The organism is Acinetobacter sp. ABJ_C5_2, from assembly GCF_044538485.1.
In the GTDB taxonomy this organism is placed as follows: Bacteria; Pseudomonadota; Gammaproteobacteria; order Pseudomonadales; family Moraxellaceae; genus Acinetobacter; species Acinetobacter nosocomialis_A.
In genome coordinates, this window is record NZ_JBIUCS010000001.1 from 131,905 (window position 1) to 151,246 (window position 19,342).

General features: G+C 37.9%; 17 protein-coding genes. 4 read left to right on the forward strand and 13 right to left on the reverse strand.

What is annotated here, in order from left to right; genetic code table 11:
* Window positions 1–14 precede the first annotated feature (14 nt).
* Window positions 15–1,148: a glutamate 5-kinase gene (proB, locus tag ACH8JV_RS00675; protein WP_022575289.1), complete on the forward strand. Its 1,134-nt coding sequence runs from the start codon at window positions 15–17 to the stop codon at window positions 1,146–1,148.
* 26 nt (window positions 1,149–1,174) lie between these two features.
* On the opposite strand, the gene ACH8JV_RS00680 is transcribed toward proB, so the two are convergent.
* On the reverse strand, window positions 1,175–1,831 hold the full coding sequence (locus ACH8JV_RS00680) for an HAD-IB family hydrolase (protein ID WP_199999605.1): 657 nt from the start codon (window positions 1,829–1,831) through the stop codon (window positions 1,175–1,177).
* Window positions 1,798–3,006, reverse strand: coding sequence for a DUF1615 domain-containing protein (locus ACH8JV_RS00685; protein ID WP_263614339.1), 1,209 nt, complete (start codon window positions 3,004–3,006; stop codon window positions 1,798–1,800). Before ACH8JV_RS00685 ends, ACH8JV_RS00680 begins: the two co-directional genes overlap by 34 nt.
* A gap of 82 nt (window positions 3,007–3,088) precedes the next feature.
* Here ACH8JV_RS00685 and dusB point away from each other — a divergent pair, with 82 nt between their 5' ends.
* The gene (dusB, locus tag ACH8JV_RS00690; RefSeq protein WP_396519168.1) at window positions 3,089–4,114 is read left to right on the forward strand and encodes a tRNA dihydrouridine synthase DusB; all 1,026 of its coding nucleotides are present in this window, start codon (window positions 3,089–3,091) and stop codon (window positions 4,112–4,114) included.
* Window positions 4,115–4,157: 43 nt separating this feature from the next.
* Here the strand turns inward: dusB and ACH8JV_RS00695 are convergent, their stop codons facing one another.
* Both ACH8JV_RS00695 and ACH8JV_RS00700 read right to left on the reverse strand, forming a co-directional pair.
* On the reverse strand, window positions 4,158–5,204 hold the full coding sequence (locus ACH8JV_RS00695) for an NAD(P)H-dependent flavin oxidoreductase (RefSeq protein WP_396519170.1): 1,047 nt from the start codon (window positions 5,202–5,204) through the stop codon (window positions 4,158–4,160).
* A 111-nt stretch (window positions 5,205–5,315) separates the two neighbouring features.
* A complete protein-coding gene (locus ACH8JV_RS00700; RefSeq protein WP_049066550.1) occupies window positions 5,316–6,017 on the reverse strand; it encodes a VIT family protein in 702 nt (233 codons plus the stop codon).
* A 249-nt stretch (window positions 6,018–6,266) separates the two neighbouring features.
* Between ACH8JV_RS00700 and ACH8JV_RS00705 the strand changes: the two genes are divergently transcribed.
* Both ACH8JV_RS00705 and wecB read left to right on the forward strand, forming a co-directional pair.
* Entirely contained in the window at window positions 6,267–7,487 is a 1,221-nt protein-coding gene (locus ACH8JV_RS00705; protein ID WP_396519172.1) for a tetratricopeptide repeat protein, read from the forward strand.
* A gap of 2 nt (window positions 7,488–7,489) precedes the next feature.
* Window positions 7,490–8,626: a non-hydrolyzing UDP-N-acetylglucosamine 2-epimerase gene (wecB, locus tag ACH8JV_RS00710; protein WP_396519174.1), complete on the forward strand. Its 1,137-nt coding sequence runs from the start codon at window positions 7,490–7,492 to the stop codon at window positions 8,624–8,626.
* Between the two features lie 7 nt (window positions 8,627–8,633).
* Here wecB and ACH8JV_RS00715 read toward each other — a convergent pair whose 3' ends face one another.
* The 9 genes from ACH8JV_RS00715 to ACH8JV_RS00755 form a co-directional block, all read right to left on the reverse strand.
* On the reverse strand, window positions 8,634–9,539 hold the full coding sequence (locus tag ACH8JV_RS00715; protein WP_396519176.1) for a hypothetical protein: 906 nt from the start codon (window positions 9,537–9,539) through the stop codon (window positions 8,634–8,636).
* Window positions 9,517–11,361: a hypothetical protein gene (locus tag ACH8JV_RS00720; protein WP_396519178.1), complete on the reverse strand. Its 1,845-nt coding sequence runs from the start codon at window positions 11,359–11,361 to the stop codon at window positions 9,517–9,519. The genes ACH8JV_RS00715 and ACH8JV_RS00720 overlap by 23 nt, the downstream gene beginning before the upstream one ends.
* On the reverse strand, window positions 11,362–12,612 hold the full coding sequence (locus ACH8JV_RS00725; RefSeq protein WP_000035257.1) for a glycosyltransferase: 1,251 nt from the start codon (window positions 12,610–12,612) through the stop codon (window positions 11,362–11,364). It lies immediately after the preceding gene.
* Window positions 12,599–13,495, reverse strand: a complete 897-nt coding sequence (locus ACH8JV_RS00730; protein ID WP_396519180.1) for a hypothetical protein — start codon at window positions 13,493–13,495, stop codon at window positions 12,599–12,601. The genes ACH8JV_RS00725 and ACH8JV_RS00730 overlap by 14 nt, the downstream gene beginning before the upstream one ends.
* Window positions 13,495–14,235, reverse strand: a complete 741-nt coding sequence (locus ACH8JV_RS00735; RefSeq protein WP_396519182.1) for a hypothetical protein — start codon at window positions 14,233–14,235, stop codon at window positions 13,495–13,497. The genes ACH8JV_RS00730 and ACH8JV_RS00735 overlap by 1 nt, the downstream gene beginning before the upstream one ends.
* Window positions 14,236–14,428: 193 nt before the next feature.
* Window positions 14,429–15,871 (reverse strand): cryptochrome/photolyase family protein, encoded by a 1,443-nt coding sequence (locus ACH8JV_RS00740; protein WP_396519184.1) that lies wholly within the window; start codon window positions 15,869–15,871, stop codon window positions 14,429–14,431.
* A 102-nt stretch (window positions 15,872–15,973) separates the two neighbouring features.
* Entirely contained in the window at window positions 15,974–16,456 is a 483-nt protein-coding gene (locus ACH8JV_RS00745) for a peptidylprolyl isomerase (RefSeq protein ID WP_263614329.1), read from the reverse strand.
* Window positions 16,457–16,591: 135 nt separating this feature from the next.
* The gene (locus ACH8JV_RS00750) at window positions 16,592–17,878 is read right to left on the reverse strand and encodes an NAD(P)/FAD-dependent oxidoreductase (RefSeq protein ID WP_396519186.1); all 1,287 of its coding nucleotides are present in this window, start codon (window positions 17,876–17,878) and stop codon (window positions 16,592–16,594) included.
* A gap of 98 nt (window positions 17,879–17,976) precedes the next feature.
* Complete coding sequence (locus ACH8JV_RS00755) at window positions 17,977–19,296, reverse strand: D-alanyl-D-alanine carboxypeptidase PBP6B (RefSeq protein ID WP_396519188.1); 1,320 nt, start codon at window positions 19,294–19,296, stop codon at window positions 17,977–17,979.
* Window positions 19,297–19,342 lie beyond the last annotated feature (46 nt).

The window sequence follows — 19,342 nt, forward strand, 5'->3', positions numbered from 1 at the left end:
AAACCGAGGAAAACATGATAGAAGTGGTCGATGGGCAACGTAAGCTCAGTGAGTGTAAACGAATCGTTGTTAAAATCGGATCATCTTTACTCACAGCAAATGGGCAGGGGCTAGATCTGGAAGCTATTTCGCATTGGGCGAAACAGATTGCAGATTTACACAATGCTGGACACGAAATTATTTTAGTGTCTTCAGGAGCTGTAGCAGAAGGTATGGTTCGTATGAAGCTTGCGAGTCGACCCACCGATCTACCCAGTTTACAAGCATGTGCCGCAATTGGGCAGATGGGCCTAATTCATACATGGTCTAGCGTGCTTGAAAATCATAGTATTCGAACAGCGCAAGTGTTATTAACACATGACGATTTGGCTGATCGCCGTCGTTATTTGAACTCATGCGATGCGTTGCAGAACTTGATTGACTGGCGTGTTATTCCGGTTATCAATGAAAACGATACAGTCTCTACTGACGAGATTCGTTTTGGTGATAACGACACCTTAGCAGCAATGGTTGCTGGTCAAGTACATGCTGATTTACTGATCATTTTAACAGATCAGCAGGGCATGTTTGACTCAGACCCTCGCCATAACCCTGATGCAAAGTTGTTATCAACTGTGCGTGCCATGGATGATGTTTTATTTGAAATGGCTGGCGGTGGTGGGCTTCTTGGACGAGGTGGCATGGTCACTAAAGTTCGTGCTGCACGTTTAGCTGCCAAGTCAGGCTGTCCAACACTGATTGCTAGTGGTGAAAGTGACAATGTATTGTCACGAGTAATGGCTGGTGAAATGTTAGGTACATTATTCACAACAGATAAAGACCGTATGACAGCACATCAACAGTGGCTTGCTGCACATTTACAAACAGCAGGTCGCTTGGTAATTGATGATGGCGCGGTTGACGCGATTAAATCAAAACATCGCAGTTTACTCCCTGTTGGGGTCAAAACTGTTGAAGGACATTTTGATCGTGGTGATGTAGTTGAATGTGTGGATAAACAAGGCAAACGTATTGCAGTTGGACGAGTAAACTTTAGTTCTCGTTCAGCTGAAATTATTAAAGGCCTTTCTTCAGACAAGGTTTACCAAGTACTTGGAGAAGCCCGTTCGCTTGAAATGATCCATCGTGACCATATGGCGATTTATTAAGTTGTGATCAATCAAAAAAGCTCGCTTCATGCGAGCTTTTTTTGTGGTGTTAATGAAGGCAAGATTCGATCTTCACCGACCATAAAAGGGTGGGTGGCAAGGCTTAGCATGTCTAAATCTTCTGAAGTATTCCCATAAGCATAAATTTGATAATAATCCTGCAAAGAATATTGTTCATGTATTCTTAACTTCTTTTGTTCATTACTACAATCTGGTGTTGCGTAGTAACCTGTCATCATGCCATTTTTAACTTGAGTTTCAGTACAAATTAATTCGATATCAAGTAATTTGCAAAGTGGAGCAAGATAGATATCAATTGAAGCCGAAACTAATACCACTTGGTCACCAAGTAATTGATGTTGTTGTAATTGTGCAAAGATTTCAGGTGAAAGCGTCGAGACGAGCTCTTGTGCATATTCTTCACCTAACCTTTGTAGCTCAATTGCCGGGGTATTGCGGAACATGCTTCGGAACAGCTTAGCTCGCATCGCATGGGCGGGATAAAAATTAAGGTAATAGGCTTGAATCCATGGCAGGATTTTCAAGCCTTGCTTAACGATGTGGCGCTTAGATAACGCATAAAAGATGAACCCTGTAAAGCTGTCTTTACTACACAAGGTCCCATCAAAATCGAACAGGGCGAGATTTTTTATTGTCTTATTCGTTTCGCTCGTTGCATACATGATTCATATCGTCCGTTTACGCGGGTTGCATACCAGTTAGTATTGTAGTCACGACTTAATTTAGGCCCAGAAATTACCACTTGAGGCATAATGGCATAGATCGGTTCTTTGCCAGTTTTAGCCTTATAAAGTTTAGTTAGTGCAATATAAGTTGTTGTACTTTCAAACTTTTTCTCTTTTTCTAACTTCAGATCATCGCGAAGTTGTCTTGGAGTAATTAAAACATTATTTGCAGTAAATAATTTCATTAACTCTTTTTCTGACTGACTCTGAACTGCGAGTGGATCACCAGATTTATTGTAAAGTAATAAATCACCATCTAAAGTAAGTTTAGTATCAGTAAGGGCATCGAGCATGCTTTGAAAAGCAGCATTACGGCTAGAGTACATACCTGAGTTATAATCGGCAAAACGGTAAATCGCCTTATCATAGTCTGCTGGATATACCATCAAGCGGTGAATACCATAATATAGACCACCATATTGCGTATAAAGATCATTTCTAAGGTCTGCAATATTCATGCTAGAACGCTTATGAGCTTTGGCATAATTAATATGAACTTGCATTGAACCCAGTGTAGTGATTGGATTCATTTTCTCGCCAATATCTTGTCCGACCAATTTAGCCGCACCCGTTAAAGCACTGACATGATAATGTTGAGTCATAAAATCAAAAATTTGACGATAAAGTAAGTCGAGATCTTTTTCAGTTTTGACTTTACGCATCTGACTCATATAATTGTTGTCAGGGGAAGGCTGGGTTTTTAATACTTCCTCGAAGTAGCCTGCGACAGTACCGCCAACTTTCTCACCAAGTTTGTCTTCAAACTTTTCATTTAAACGGGTACTGACTTCATCAACCGCTTTTTTACCAAGACCCGGTACTACTGGATTGGCAACAAAGTTAGATTCCTGATCTACAATCGCAACAATACTGCAGACATTTTGCTTGGTTTTAGGAATTTTTAATTCCTGCATAATATCTTCAATATCTTTGGCCCATGACTCACGATCATGCACGCGCGATGGAATTAACTTTTTAATTTGCTGGCTTTCTAAATCGGGCTCATCATTTTTTGACCACCAGGCTTTATCTCCACAAGCAGCTAAACTCATGCATACGGTGACTACACCGAATGATTTTAATAAAAAACGGGAAGACAACGGTTTGTTCATGGAGAGGAAAGCACCTGCAAAAAAGATGAGCTGATCAAGCGGATGAAGTATACTATGTTGATCATCAATTGTATGAATATATATGTATATTGGTCCCTATCAACTGTCAAATAATTTAATTGTTGCCCCTATGGCCGGCGTCACAGACCGTCCATTTAGAACACTGTGTAAGTATTTTGGTGCGGGTCATGCGGTGAGCGAAATGATGACTGCTGACAAAACTTTGCGGATGACTAAAAAAAGTCTTTATCGTGCGAATTTTGATGGAGAGCTCGCTCCTATTTCTGCACAAATTGCAGGTTCTGATCCAGAACAGTTAGCTGAGGCTGCTCGTTATCAAGTTGCAAATGGGGCACAAATAGTTGATATCAATATGGGATGTCCTGCAAAAAAAGTATGTAATAAATTAGCAGGTTCAGCATTATTACAAGATGAGGACTTGGTTGCCCGAATACTGGATGCTGTTGTTGCAGCAGTTGATGTTCCTGTGACGTTAAAAACCCGTTTGGGATTTTTAAATGGCCAAGAAAATATTTTACGGGTAGCAAAACGTGCTGAAGAGGCAGGGATTGCTGCGTTAGCATTGCATGGCCGTACACGTGAAGACATGTATTTAAATACAGCGCGTTATGAATTAATTAAACATGTTAAAGAGTTAATCAATATTCCAGTAATTGCCAATGGTGACATTGATAGCCCTGAGAAAGCAAAATATGTACTGGACTATACTGGCGCTGATGCAATTATGATTGGGCGGGCCGCACAAGGTCGTCCATGGATTTTCCGTGAAATTGCTCATTATTTAAAAACTGGTGAGCATTTGGCTGCTCCCAATATTGAAGAAGTCAAAGATGTACTTTTAGGACATTTGTCTGAGTTATATCAATTTTATGGTGAATATTCCGGATGTCGTATTGCTCGTAAGCATATTGCTTGGTACACCAAAGGCTTACGTTCAAGTAACGAGTTCCGACAAAATATGTATAAAGTTGAAACCACTGCTGAACAAGCATTAGTGGTCGAGAGTTATTTTAATCAATTACTTGCAGAAGGTAGTTTGATGAGCGATGTTCAGGTTGAACAAGTTAATTTATTAGCTACTCACTAAAATAAAGCAACCAGTACACAGGCTGGTTGCTTAAAATCTTTATCTATTCATTATCTAGCATTTCAACAACGAGTTGATTGACCAGATCAGATGCGCCTAATTCACGTATTTGTGCAACATTACTTCCTGCCCAAAAAGCACCAAAACCATAGTCATGGTGTTTACTCGCAAGAGCATTGAGTTGCTTTGCTAAATCGTAAGCGTATGGATATTCTGGTTGGGCAGGTCGAGTAGGTGAATCGATTTTGGTATGCCAATGGTTGAATAAACCGCGAGCGGGACGCCCAGAAAGACTCGCGCTAATTTGCGTTACAGGTTCAGTAAATAATGCTTTGCGATATTCAGCAGAAGCATTTGAAGTTTGGCATTGAACAAATGCTGTACCTAACTGGACTGCGGTTGCTCCTAAGCCCAGCATATGTTTGGCTTGTAAGCCAGTCATGATGCCACCTGCAGCCACAACAGGAAGCTTACAATACTTCACAATCAATTGGACCAAGTCACTGGTTTTAATCGCTGCGTCAAAAGTCTGGTTGAAAATTCCTCGATGTCCACCAGCTTCAATACCTTGAGCAACAATAATATCGATACCTGCTGCCTCAATCGCTTGGGCTTCAATCAGGTTGGTGGCCGAAACCATGGTCAAAATACCAGCTTCTTTCAAAGCTTTAATTTGATGCAGATGCGGAATCCCAAAATGAAAGCTCACCGCTTTAGGTTTAGTTTCTAAAACAACATTTAAAAAGTCATCATTGTCTAAAAAACTTGGATAAATACAGTGCAATTCTTGAGGTGGTTGAACACCAAATTTTTCGAAATGAGGACGTAGATATTCAATCCATTGTTTTGCTTTTTCTAGATTAAGTTCTGTAGATTGATGACAGAAAAAATTAACCTGAAATGAGTTTTCAGTGAGTGCTTGAGTTCTTAAAATTTGTTCACGTGCACTTTGTGGAGTATTTGCTCCCAAGCCTAATGATCCAAGGCCTCCTTGATTTGAAACCTCGGCTGCTAGTTCTGGTGTAGAAACCCCTGCCATGGGAGCCAGAAAAATTGGATGTTTAATTGCAAGTTGTTGTAATAGGCTCATTTTATTCACCTCACTTCTTTCACTTCACCATAACGTGAAAATAGAATGAAGAGCAAATAATATTGGCTATTTAATTTTTAAATATTCTAGAGGACTATTTTAAAAATCTTTTTATAAAGGAGTGACGTTAAATAAAGAACCGATCCAGCTTGAAAAAGCCATTGCTAAAATTCCCCATAACGTAATACGTAAACTACCTTTAAGTTTAGATGTACCTGCAAAATAACTAGAAAGTGCACCTAAAATCGCTAATGAAAGAATACCGGTAGCCAAAACCACAGGCATAATCCATTGATTCGGGCTCAGTAATATAGCGAGCATGGGGAAAAAAGCCCCAAAAGAAAATGATGCAGCAGATGATAATGCAGCTTGTACAGGATTGGCTGCCGTATTTTCATGGATACCTATTTCATCACGGGCATGTGCACCCAATGCATCATGAGTGGTTAGCTGCAAAGCAACTTCTTGAGCCAATTCTTTAGACAAGCCTCTAGAAATATAAATTTGAGTTAATTCATCTAATTCTTTTTGTGGGTGCTTTGAGAGTTCTTTTGCTTCAATAGCTAGATCAGCTTTTTCAATATCTTCTTGAGATTTTACGGAAATATATTCTCCGGCAGCCATTGATGTAGCCCCAGAAATTAGTCCAGCAATGCATGTAATTAATAGAGTATGTGAGTTGGCTCCACTTGCTGCCATGCCCATAATTAAGCTAGTGACAGAAATAATTCCATCATTGGCTCCTAATACCGAAGCTCTTAACCAACCTGAACGGTGAATTGCATGATGCTCTGTATGATGTGGAAAAGCCATGTGTTTTGCCTTATAAATGTTTTATAGATGCTATGAAATTTTACAATTTATTGATCAAAAAATATGTCATCATTATAGGAAATTTAGGGATACTAAAGAATAGATCAATAATAAGAATGGAGACTAAATTATTTATATTAAACCATCCTTAACCTAACTTAACGATGTAAATCATTATTTTTAATTATGATATTTATTGATTATTCCAAAAATTGCTCCTAATAACTCTAATTTACTGCAGAGGTGAAAATGAAAAATAGCAAAACAATAAATTCTATAACGCATTCAATATTACTTATGGGAGCAGTGATCTCTTCTTTAACGGTAGTGAGTATGGGCTCTGTTTATGCACAGGACCAAGTAGCTTCAGACTATAAACCTGGAAACCTCATTTATGATAAGTGGGACAGATTTTATAAAATAGAACAGTCTCAACCTCAAGAAGCAGAAAAAATATTAGTTGAGCTGAGTAAGTTGACCCCTACAGATATTAAAGTCTGGAAAAGCCTTACTTATTTACAAATTCGGCTCGAAAAAAGAGATGAGGCTTTACAAAGCTTAAGACAAGCAAGAGCTTTAGCTCCTCAAGATCACACTTTAAAATTACAAGAAGCATATTTGCTGAATCAGCAGAAAAAAGATCGTGATGCATTGGTTTTATTTAAAGAATTAACTTCATCTTCAGATCCAGCAATTGCAGCAAAGGCAACTCAAGCGGTTAAAAATTTAAGTGGGGTTGAGGTTAAACCATATTTTGGTGATATTTATTTTGCACCCTCTTATGAGTCACGTTATGACGATGTTATTTTTCCTTTAAAAGTTCGGTACGGTAAAAATATTGATAATGGACGAGCTCAAGTCTATGGCTTTCTTAATTTAAACCGTGATACTAAATCTCAAGGTGGAGTACGACCTGAAATTATTGATGAAAATGCGGTTACTCTTGGGGTAGGTGCAAATTATCAACCATGGACTTCAATTCCTGTTCGAGCTTATGTCGAAGTGGGTGGAAGTTATGACTTGATTGATCGAAATAGAAAAAAATTTCGTGAAAGTGTTGTAGGCGGTGTAACGGGTTATCAGGAATGGTATTCGCAGTCTAAATGTAATCATACACTTTGTTTAGATAATTACTTTACGGACCTCTATGGTAATGTCGCGACTTATTCAAGAGAAGACTATAACGTTATTGGAGATTTACGCTTACGCACAGGTTTAAATTTATATAAAGGAGACGAGGGAACTGTGCAGGCTTATGTGAAATTGCATGGCTTAGCAGACAGTAAAAATGAATATTACAATAATTTATTTGAATATGGCCCAGGGATTTCATGGCAGCCTTTTAACTATCAACCAATAAAACTACGTGTTGAACGTCTATATGGCAACTATTTTAAAGACGTGCCTGTTAATACAAAAGATCATTACAACAATACCCGAGTAGAACTTGTTTTTTATAAGGATTTCTAATAATGAAAAAAATTTTTATTTCGATTGTTTTTGGTACCCGTCCAGAGCTTATAAAGTTGGCTCCAGTAATTCTATTAGCAAAACAAGACTCACGATTTCAGGTAGAAGTTATTTTCACGGGGCAGCATGATGAATTAGTGCGAGATGCCATAGATTTCTTTGGGGTCGAAATTGACCACCGACTTAAAATTATGAATGCAGGACAAAGCCTAAATCAGCTGTTAATTCATGGTTTGACACAACTTGAACATGTCTACACCGATGGTCAAAAAAGAGATGCGATTGTCATTCAGGGTGATACTACGACTGTGTTAGCTGCTGGGTTAGTCGCATTTTCAATGAAGATACCTGTTGCCCATGTCGAAGCAGGTTTACGTTCTTATGATTTAGATCATCCATTTCCTGAAGAAGGTAACCGCCAGTTAGTTTCTCGTATTACCAAATGGCATTTTGCCCCTACAGAACAATCAAAGCGTAACTTGTTAAATGAGCAGATTCCACCTTCGTTGATTACAGTGACAGGGAATACGGTAGTCGATGCTGTATATTTAGGAAGGAAACTCATAGCTGAAAAGACGGGTTTGAAAAATCAACTTGAGCCTTACGGAATTGAATTAAAACAAAACGATAAAGTTGTACTTATAACTGCTCACCGCCGTGAGAATTTTGGCGAAGGAATTCAGAATATTTGTAATGCAGTTGAGCATTTAGCTAATCATCATCCTGATTTACATTTTATTTGGCCTGTGCATTTAAACCCAGCTGTACATGATGTAGTGCATGATAAGTTTAAAAATCATGCTCAAATTCATTTGGTTAAGCCACTCGATTACCCAAGTTTATTGGCCGTTATAGATCGTTCCAGTTTTATTTTAACGGATTCTGGTGGTTTACAAGAGGAAAGTCCATCGTTTAATAAACCTGTATTAATTTTACGAGACACTACTGAACGTCCAGAAGTAGTAGAGGTGGGGGCAGGGGTATTGGTTGGAACAAATCAGCAAAAAATTATAGATGAAGCTGAGAAACTTTTAACGGATTCAAAGCATTATCAAAAAATGGCAAATGTTGAAAATCCGTTTGGTGATGGACGTGCTGCTCAGCGAATATTAGATGAAATTTCTAAAACGTATGAATAGAAGCTATTTAATTTGAAATTTCTGTTTTGTTTATGGCGGTAGATGTGCCGCCATAAGCGAGACGATACCACAAACCGACGATGTAAACCGACCAACGTCCCATGTAGTGTGGACCATCAAAAATATAAATTTTCTTGCCTTCATAAGCTTTAATCTGAGAAATGATTTCCCAAGGATAGGCTGCTCGGAATTGTCCATTTTTCTTGGTTCGAAAAGCTTCGAGCACAATCACCGTTTTATCTTTTCCAAGAGTTTGCTCAAGTTGATCTAAAATACGTCGAGCTTGTTGAGGAGTTCTTACTCCCACACCTACGCCGTCTTGAAAAAAGATACCCGCTTGTTGAGGCAACCAACTTTTAACCCACAAATCATAGTTTTCAGGTTCGCTTTCACCACTGTAAATACTAACCCAGATGGGTGAGGGTAGCTTTTCTAAAACATGACCTAATGTACTGACTCTTAGCCATGTTGGATCGGCTTCTACTGGAAAATAATAACCTTTTAATGGTGCATCTTTTTGTTCTTGAATAATTTGCGCAGATTTTTCTCCTAAAGCAACGACATTTGCACGTGCTTCACGTTCATTATATTCACCTGCTAAACCCAAAATAAGATTTTTAGCCCAAGGTTGTTGTTTAATTTTTTGTATATCAATGGCATTTTCCCATTGAGGAAGATTAGAGTTTTTCCACCAAGATTTAGATTCGACGACTGACCATTGGGGAACAAAAGTGTTCACTCCTAAGTAATGCCAGTTTCCTTTAGGAGGAGTGGTATTATTATCGGGTTGCCAGAAAATACCTTCAATAATTGGAGGTTGTCCATGATTTTTGAACAACCCCGCATACGCCACTACACTACATATAATTAAAATAATAAAAGCAGTTATTTTAATTGGTATCTGTTTTCTCATTATTTCGTCGTAACCAATACCACAAGAAGATCACTATTATCATAATTGCAGAGATAATCACAACTAGTAAAAAGAATGATGATTGCTGAACTAGTGGTGCTTTTTGGTTGCCTACAATTAATTTTTGGAGAACATAAATATTGCCATTTTCAGAAACCAGCATTTTGGTGACATTGTTTGGAATTTTATGTTGTATTTTTCCCCATAAGTGCATAAAGCTGAGCGCACCATTTTCAGAGTCAGTAATCACATCAAAGCGGTTATTGTTATAACTCACAATAAAACCATTTGCTGCTGCTGGTGCATAAATAATGTTTTGATGCATTGATACTTGTTGCTGATAAATTTCTTTATTGACTCTGACATTAACTGCTTGAGGAGCGTTTGGTGAAAACCGTACTAAGTTTAATGGCATTGGAGCTTGTGTAAGCAGCATATTTTTAGCGACTTGCCCCAAAATAATGGCAATGTTTAAAGCCCCTGATTGGTCATCAATTGCAATTGTTGGCTTGGTCGCTAACGTCATGGAAAGTGCTGCAACACCATTTTTGAGCTTATGTGGAAGTTTTACCGTTGATTTGGCAGTATCAACCCAAAGTGAACCATGAGCATTTGGTAAACACTGTGAGTTGGCAATGACCGAGTTTTCAAGTTTTAAGCTAAAGTTTGTTGTATTTGAAATTTCCTTGGCAAAGATGTTGAACTGTCGGTTTACGGGGTCAGAAGCAAGATCTGCTGTTTTCATACTACCAGCGAGGCCGCCATCCAGCCATGCAGTTATACTAGAGCCTTGTAATAAACCACTTTGAATACGAAGTGCGATTTGTCCCTGTAGGATATCAGTTGGTTGCCATACTGCTGGAAAATCAAGAAAGAGGTTCTTTTCAGCATGGTTGAGTCTGAAGTCACTAATACCCAAATCTGCAAGCGTATCAATTTTTCTAAATTGCGCCCACGCTGGTGTTGAAATTGTGGTTGGGAAAATAGCACTGCCTGTATCAAGCTGCTGTACATAAGAAGGGTTAATTAGTCCATTAATTGCGGCTGTAAGCTCTTGAGGTGTGTGGTAAGTAATTGATAATGTCGGAACACCTTCTGCTGGTTTTGCAATTTGTACTAAAGCACCGCCTTTAAGTGGGCTAGCCGAATGAATTACTTCAATAATAAAGTTTGTTTCAGGATTTAAATTAGTTTGTCCTGAATCGACCCACTCAATTGGTGTTACAGAACTCCACGAACTTACCAAACGAGCTAGCATGGATGCTTCGGTAATTTCCTTACGGTTATATTTTAAAATTCCAACAAATGGGGTAGGACGCCTAGTTTGTGGGTTAAATAGAGCATCTGGTAAATCTTTTAAACGATAAACATTACGAATAGGCGTAAAGTCGAGTTGGGAATTACTCAAATAAGTTAAATGATCGATATCTTCGGTACAGAAGGTTTCTTTTGTCTGGTTTAGAGTTGTCGGTTTAGCATATTGTTGAATAATAAAATCTAAACGGTGAAAACCACTTGGACTGGCAGGAATATTAAATTTAAATTGACCATCACCATTTAATGTCGTGTTATAGATAAGTTTATCGTCATACTTTACGAGTAATGTGGTGTCATTTTCAGTGGAATAGTCAGTAGAAAACTGTATATTTTGCCATTCAGCGCCTTTTCCCACATAGAAAAAATGGGGCTCCACCGTATATTTAGTTGATGTACTAATATCATCTAATTTCCATGTGTTGGTATGAGCAGGCACGGCTAACATAAGGCAGCTGCTAGCAAGGAGTGCTTGTATAAGTGGATAGAGTTTGAAAGTCTTTTTCATTTATTTTTTCTCCTTGCTACGTTCTGTTTTGTACCATTGAAGGGAATTACCCTGTATTTTATTTTTTAGCATGTCGAATGCGGCTTTAAATACAATAAATAAGAAGATTTGTGAGTAACTTACGTAAGATAAAACAGAGTAAAAATAGAGTTCGGGTTTAACTTTTTCTAAAGATAGCGTAAACCACATTTGCGCTACATATAGGCAAAATGAAAGACCCCACAGGAGCGTAAATGGTCCCGGAACTGAAATACCTGCAATATCAAGTAAGCCAAGTGTTAAGGTGATATGACTCCAAAACAGAGCTGGTACGAAAAGGATGTAGCACATAATGTTATTCAGAATTTCAATTCCGATGGGAAATGGTGTTCTGAGTGCTACAGGTAAATATTTACGTGTCACATAAAAATTACCTTGTGTCCAACGTGAGCGCTGTTTAACAAATACACTTAAGGAAGGCGGGTCCTGCTGCCACCCAATTGCATAGGGAACCCATTTAATTCGTTTTTGTCCGATAAAAATTCGGAAACTCATTTCTGTATCATCGACTAGCGACTTTTCATCAAAACCACCCAAAGTTTCTAATGCATCGCGCCAGATAACGTAGTTAGTCCCCATCAATGTTGATAGTTCAAAACGTTGCCAGCGCCCACCTTGAAAGATCCATTGGAAAAAGATGAACTCAATGGCAATAAAACGAGTCAAAATACTATCTTGCCAGTTACGGGTTCTTACTTTGCCATTTACAGCAACCAACTTTTTATCTGCCAGTAAGGTTTGTGCGAGTAATCGGACGCAATCAGGTTCAGGAGTACTATCGGCATCATAAACAACAATTAACTCACCTTTAGCATGAGGAAGGCCGTTATTGAGGGTTCTTGATTTACCTTTACCGCCCATACCTTTGGGTACATTAACAATCTTTATGCACGGATAAATTTTTGCGAGGTTTTCTGCAATTTCAAGCGTGTTGTCCTTGGAGCCATCATTGATCAGTAAGACTTCATAAGACTCTGCTGGGTAATCTTGTTGAGCAATTGCATGCAAAGTGTCCTCAATCACTACGCCTTCATTATAAGCAGGGATTAAAACACTTAAGACTGGCCATCTTTCTGGTATTGGTAAGTTTTGTAGTTCCTTTTCAGCCGTTTTGGAATACTTCCACGCTTGATAGCTTAACCATGCCCAAAATGCCTGTGGAATCCAAATACCTAGAAAGCCAAATAAAAACAGAATATCAATTGGAGCCATTTTTACGAACCCTCCTAATAATAGAAGAGATGAGTAGTAATAATAGAATTAATCCCACTACTAAGGAGATCCATGAAATGTAACTACCAAATGTACCGAGGAGATCTGGATAGGTCGTTGTTAAAATCAGATCTAGAGGAACAACAACTATACTTAAACCAATAAATATATAACCAATAAGATTGGTACTGACATGTTCAGGGGTGCTTACATAATTAATATTATTAAATTTCCACGAAATACCGAGTTGCGGATAGCGAATATTGGAGAGGGGTAAATCGGCAGGAGGATTGATAATAATTTCATAACCTGAAACATGACCGTTAAAACCTTTGGCCGAATAAAATAAATGTTTACCTTGTTTAACCTCTCTTGAGGGTATGGGTAAGTTTGCCGAATTTAACTGGATAATATAACTACCCGCTGGTTGTGAAATTAAATTTTCATCCCACCCTGTACTCACAAATGCAGCCATTGGCCGTAAACCAATAGCTGTTGAAAATGTCGCCTTAGCAGCAAAATATTGAGGCTGTTCAGTTTTAAAAAGTACGATCGGAATAGCGCCTTGGCTTACTGCTTCTTTTAATAAAAAATAGTGGGGGAAACCAAAGACTTCATCTGGCAAGATAATGCCGGGTCGAATTCCATTATGAACAAACTTTTGAAAGCTTTCTGAACTAATCTGATCAATGGTAAAGACTGGCCACCATGTATCTTGATAAGGAAAAAACATGGAAAGATCATTAGAACTTTGTATTTCGGCTTTTGTTTGTTCCGCTTTAATTTCACAATGATAATATTGCCGATAGAACTGCTGTAGAGTAGCGTCTGGATATTGGCTAGAAGCAATCACAATTCCACAAATATTAAGAAGATTAGACATTAGCTCATCTCCTCAGGTGGAATTGGAATAATTTTATATTCCACCTCAAGGCGTAATGTCATAATTTCTCTTAACTTTTTAATAAAGTCAGGTTCTTCTTCTGTTTTTTGCTGGCGAATGACAATACTGTATATATTTTCCAAGTCATCATCAGCAAACTGGAAAATAATCTCATTAGGTTCATGTTGGCTCAAAATTTTAATCATTTCATTTTGAGTGGTTTTCCAAACATCATCACCGAGCATTTCTTTTATTAAACTACGATTAAGAATCCTAATTACAAAAACTTCGTAGTCTTGGACATTATGGTGATCAAGTAGTTTAAAAAAACTACGTTGGAAGTATTTTAAAGCGCTTAATGGGAAAATATCACGACGATAATTTCGGTCATAGCTTTGAATATCTCGATATTTTTGAACATTAATTTCAATATTATGGCGTACAGCACTTAAAAAGAGCGGAATAAGAGGAATAATAAAAAGTAAGAGAAGCTGTCGTTCAATGTGCGTTTGAGCCCCTAAGTCGAGTAGAAAATATACAGCAACTCCAATAAATGCGAGTAAACCGACAATTAAAGACAAGCCGACTTCTAAAAAAGCACCAGAAATTAAAAGAAGAAGAATAAAAATCCAGCTTCCTCTAAAACTCACAGGCAACCACTCATATGCAACCATTCCCATAAATAGGTGAGCTGCGATAATCCATAAGACGAGTGTTCTACCTGGGTTTTTTTGTTGCATGCGGGTTATGCTACCTTTTTGTAATGTTAATTTTTTTATACTTTTATAATGAAAGGTGTGGATTTGCGAAGTTGTTGTTGTTTATGTCCTTTTTAAGTATCTAATATATTTATTTGTAGTTGAAAGTCCCTTTATAGTCAAATCCTGTTGTTAATTGTTAATCAAAAATAAACAGATAAGACTTAATTCTTATCTAAATACTCTTGAATGTTTCAATTGCTTTAATACGTGATTCTTTTAAATCTACAATTGGTTTTGGATAATTTAAGCGAAGACTCGTTTTACTTAAATAAGGTTCATGAATAGATTTATTGTCCAGATGAGCTAATTCTTTCACCCACTTGCGAATATAGTCTCCATTCGGATCAAATTTTTGTGATTGGCTAACGGGGTTAAAAATCCGGAAATAAGGTACAGCATCTGTTCCAGTTGAGGCACACCATTGCCATCCACCATTGTTCGCCGCTAAGTCCCCATCAATTAAATGCTGCATAAACCATTGCTCACCAATGCGCCAATCAATCAGTAAGTTTTTGCATAAAAACATGGCGGTAATCATTCGTACTCGGTTATGCATCCAACCTGTCTCTAAAAGTTGACGCATACCAGCATCAACAATAGGGATACCCGTTTGCCCAGTTTGCCATGCTTTCAGGTGTTCTGGATTATGGTTCCATTTAATTTTTTGAGTATCTTTTTTAAATGGGATGTGTTTAGACACATACGGAAAATCAAATAAAATATGCTGGTAGAATTCTCGCCAAAGAAGTTCATCCAACCATGTTTGTTGGCCTTCATTGACTAAGTGAAAGTTGCCGTGTTGAGCACGAAAGAGTGCTTGTAGACACTGTCGAATAGATAAAATGCCAATATTTAAATAAGGCGAAAGTTTGCTTGTACCTTCTACGTTAGGAAAATCTCGCTCGACTTTATAGTGAGATACAGAGTCTTTAATAAATTCATCTAACTGTTCTAATGCATATGATTCGCCAACAGGCCATAAATCTTGTTGTTCTGTTCTAATGGATGAGCAGAATAGCTTTTCAATTTCAGCTAAGTCTGCATTTTCCACATTTAAGAAATCAGTTGGAACTTTAGTTTGTTTATTTGGTAAAGGGTAACATTGTGGTAAACCGTTGGTATCTAGTTTTGCATAACATGCTTTTTTGAATGCACTAAAAACTTGATACGGTTGTTCTGATTTGTTGCGAATTGAACGCAGAGGAAAAATTGTGCGGTCATGAAATAAAAAAAGTTCTTTACTGCCTTTATTTAAAGAGTCTTGTACTGTTTTATCTCTTTTTAATTCATTTACACCCATTTCAATATTGGCATAAACATTTTCAATATTATATTTCTGGCTGAAATCAGAAATAAACTTAGCGATATCCTTCCAATTGGGAATGACTTGGACAACAAGCGGAATATGAAGTGCTGCTAATTCTTTTTGAAGCTCTCTGAGTTGTCGTAAATAAAAATTAATTTTTATTGGAGCATCGTCGTGTTGTTTCGATTGCTCTGGCGATAAGATGACTAATCCAATTGAAGGTCCTTGCTGACAGGCATGCCATAAAGCTGCATGATCGCGTACTCGTAAATCTTGTCGGAACCAAATCAACTGATAAGTATTTGACATGCATCGTCCAATAATAAATTAACTCTCTGAATATTATATAAAATAAAGGCATAAAAAAAGCAAAGCCGAAGCTTTGCTTTTTATCATCTTGTGAAAGATGAATTAGTGGTGGTGACCACCTGCACCGTGTACGTGACCGTGATCTAATTCTTCTTGAGAAGCTTCACGGATTTCTACGATTTCAACTTCAAAAGTTAAATCTTGACCAGCAAGTGGGAAGTTAGCATCAACTACAACGTTGTCGCCTTCAACCGCTTTAACAGTAACGATTTGAACGCCGTCATCTGTTTGAGCTTGGAATTGCATACCAGGTTGAATGTTATCAACACCTTGGAACATTTGAGCTGGAACTTCTTGTACTAGGTCTGGGTTGTATTCGCCATAACCTTCAGCAGCTGGTACGTTTACAGTGAATTTCTCACCAACAGTTTTGCCAGTTAATGCATTTTCTAAACCTGGAATGATATTGCCTGCGCCATGCAAATAGGCAAGTGGTTCACCTTGAGATTGATCAAGTGTTTCACCCTCAGCGTTTGTTAATTTATAGTGGAATGAAACCACGTGGTTATTTGCAATTGCAGTCATGTTTTTGATCCATTCAATCAATTAAAGCGTACATCATAAAGTGAAAAATAAATTTTGTAGACTACAAAATCTCAATCTTTAACACTTTTTCTAATGCGTTTTTGTCTATATAGGGATGAACTTAAAAAATTCAACTCAATACAGCTTAATTTTTGGACGTACTCGTCTTGTAAGTAAATCTTTCACTGTGAGTAGTCCAGCTTGAGTGTATCCGTGAATTGTTGCTTGATGTAAACGATATAAAGATACATACATCGTTTTAGCAATATATCCTTGTACACTAACATCCCCAAGCAATTCTCCAACGGCTTTATTACGACTTAAAGACACAAGTGAACCTTTGTCATTAAAAGTGAACATCGGCTGTGAACGGCCATTTAGCCTAGCAGCCATTGCATCTACTAAAAAGCTTGCTTGTTGACTAGCAACTTGAGCGCGTGGTCCAAGAGGCGGGTTTCGTGCATCAAGCTGGCAATGTGCACAGTCACCGAAAGCGAAAACATTTGGGTCAGAATAAGTTTGCAGGGTTGCATAGACCATTAAACGGTTAATGTTGTCACGTTCGAAATCGGTAAAACTTTCAAGAACTTTGGGGGCTTTTACCCCAGCTGCCCATACCGTAATATCACTTTTGAGCTGATTACCATTACTGAAATAGATGCAATGCTTATCAACTTTTTCAACGCGGTGTTGAGTTAAAATTTCGATGCCCATTTTTTGGAGCTGTTTTGCACTATGCTCAGCCGTTTTCTCATTTAGGGCAGGAAGAATTCGCCCTGATGCTTCAATCAGTGTAATTTTGACTTGTTTAGGATGGATTTTTTTCAAACCATAGCGATAAAAGTTTTTGGTTGTTTCAATAAGTTCTGCTGCAAGTTCGACGCCAGTTGCACCCGCGCCAATGATTCCAATATTTAAGGTACGTTGATCTGGTTGATTTTGCGCTTCGATGTATAAATGCAAAAGGTCTTGTTGGAAAATATCAGCTTGTTTTCGACTATCGAGAAAATGACAGTTTTCACGTACCCCTGGTGTATTAAAGTCATTCGATACAGAACCAAGCGCCAAAATAAGCGTGTCATAACTCAGTTGTTGAACATGATTGTTTTGTTCTTTAGACACTTGAGGGGGCACTAAATCTATTATTTTTTTCTCTTTATCAATTGCAAGAAGCGTTCCTAATACAAATTCGTAATGATGTTTTTCTGCATGGGCAAAATAATTGGTTTGTTCTTCGTGAGGATTTAAAGAACCTGCAGCAATTTCATGAAGTAGCGGCTTCCAGATATGAGTCAAATTTTGGTCGACTAATGTAATTTTAGCTTTACCACTTTTCCCAAACGTTTCACCGAGTTGTGTGGCAAGTTCTAAACCACCCGCACCACCACCGACAATAACAATATGATGTAAACTTTGGGCCATTTTTATCACCTAATTATTTTTCTATAAAAAAAGATGGCTAAATTATGCCATCTTTTATTTATAAAATTTATTGTGCCTCTGTGCACAATTTGATGTTTTTAGTGCGAATCTACAGGGTAGAGTTTTGCTGCACTATGGTTACTCGATGAAAAAATAGAGAAAAGATTAGAAAACCACATCATGATTCTTTGGAAAATGTTAGCTTCTTCAATATGCACATCATTTTCAATTTGTAGGCTGCGAATCAGCTGATTGTTTTGATAAATTGAAACAGTTGCCAAGTTCATCGCTTTCATTAATGGAGCAGTTAACTTTTGCTCATTTAACTGAATGTTTACACGTGTTTGAGTGGTTTCAAGTGGAACAATAGTTTTAGGCTGCTTGTTACTATCAAGAACTTGAATACGCTGTGTAGCATAATCAAACGTATTTAAATCGATAGCTGCTGGCTCAGCATATAAAGAAGTCGTGACAATGGTTGGCTGCTTAGTTTCTACTTTAAACATTTTTAAAGTTGATTTAATCACAGGTAGCTCAGCAATTAGTTTTTGCTCTGGAATAACCACTTCATCACGTGTATACGCATACGCAAGATTCATTAACTTATCGGCAATTTCAGCGCGTTTTACGGCACTTGGTGTACCTAAAACAATAACCAGTAAACGTCTTTGCGGTAAGTTTGGTGAAAATGAAGGACGCGAAGCTGTGAGAGCCAAGTTATAACCCGCTGCTTTGGTATAGCCAGTTTTTAAACCATCTACAGATGGATCATATTTCAAAGCAAGGTTGGTCGCATGGTGAAAACGTTGATTGTAGCTAAAGCTTGGCATTTTTGAATAACGTAAATATTCAGGTGTTTGGTGAATCACTGCCTGACTTAATAAGCTCAAATCATGAGCTGTAGTGTAATGGTCTGGCATTGTAATCCCGGCAGGGTTACTAAAATGCGTGTCTTTCATACCTAATGCTTGAGCTTCTTGATTCATACGTTGTACGAAATGAGGCACGTCACCAGAAATTTTTTCTGCCAAAGTCACCGCGGCATCATTTGCTGACATCACAATTAAACCAGCCAAAAGCTGATCAACTGAAATTTGTTCACCTGCTTTGAGGTACATTTGTGATTCGTCCCACTGAACCACACCTACGACAGGGGTTGCAGTAATGACTTGATCTAGCTTTAATTTTCCAGCCTTAATCTCTTTTAATGCAATGTAGGCAACCATCATTTTGGTTAGGGATGCTGGTGCACGTTGTACATGACTATTATGCTCAGCAATGATTTGTCCAGATTGAGTGTCTACAATTGTCCATGCAGCGGCTTCAACACTTTCAGGAGCAATATTAAGTAGAGCAGCATTGGTAAGAGTAGTACAGAAAATACTAAACAGCGTAAAAAGAGATAGGAAGAATTTCACTAGGTGACCTTGACGTTTACTGGCAAATACGGAACACAGATGCCCA